This is a genomic window from Pseudoroseomonas cervicalis ATCC 49957 (genome assembly GCF_000164635.1).
GTDB lineage: Bacteria > Pseudomonadota > Alphaproteobacteria > Acetobacterales > Acetobacteraceae > Pseudoroseomonas > Pseudoroseomonas cervicalis.
The window spans coordinates 1-691 of the sequence record NZ_GG771180.1; the positions used below are offsets into that span (position 1 = coordinate 1).

Genomic DNA, 691 nt, shown 5'->3' on the forward strand with positions numbered 1-691 from the left:
CCCGGCCCGCCGCGCCGCCCGCTGCCGCTCTCCGACCGCCGGCTGCGCCACCCGCTGCTGGCAGGCTTCGCCGCCATGTTCAGCGTCGCCATCGCCCAGGTCAGCGTCGGCTTCTACGCGCTGGACCGGCTGGGCCTGGCGCCGGACGCGGCGGCGCGGCTGGCCGGCACGGCGCTGATGCTGGTGGGCGTGGCCCTGGTGCTGTCGCAGGCGCTGGCCACGCGGCTGCGCCTGGCGCCATGGCGGATGCTCGGCGCTGGCGCGCTGCTCGCGGCGCTCGGCTTCGGCAGCGTGGCGCTCGCCTCGCAGGGCTGGATGCTCTGCGCCGGCTATGGCGTCGCCGCCGCCGGCATGGGCTGGGTGTTCCCCGCCTTCTCGGCGATGGTGGCCAATGCCGTGGGCCCGCAGGAGCAGGGCGGCGCGGCCGGCGCGGCGGGGCTGGCGCAGGGCCTCGGCATGGTGCTGGGGCCGCTGGCCGGCAGCCTGCTCGCCATGCTCGACCAGGCCCTGCCCTATCTGCTGGTGGCGCTGCTGCTGCTGGCCGTCTCGCTCTCCATGCGGGCGGCGCCGGGCCGGCGGGCAGCGCCGTGCTGAGCCTCGCCCGCCCCGCCGTCGCGGCGGGCCGCTCCCCCCTCCCTCCTGGTGGAACCGCGCGCCATGCCTGACACGACCCAACCGCTCGTCCCGCGCC

At 78.4% G+C, this 691-nt stretch carries 1 protein-coding gene; it reads left to right on the forward strand.

The window, feature by feature from the left end; genetic code table 11:
- Positions 1–594 (forward strand): MFS transporter (locus HMPREF0731_RS22450; RefSeq protein WP_007006570.1); only part of this gene is annotated, 594 nt, incomplete at its 5' end.
- Positions 595–691: the final 97 nt, after the last annotated feature.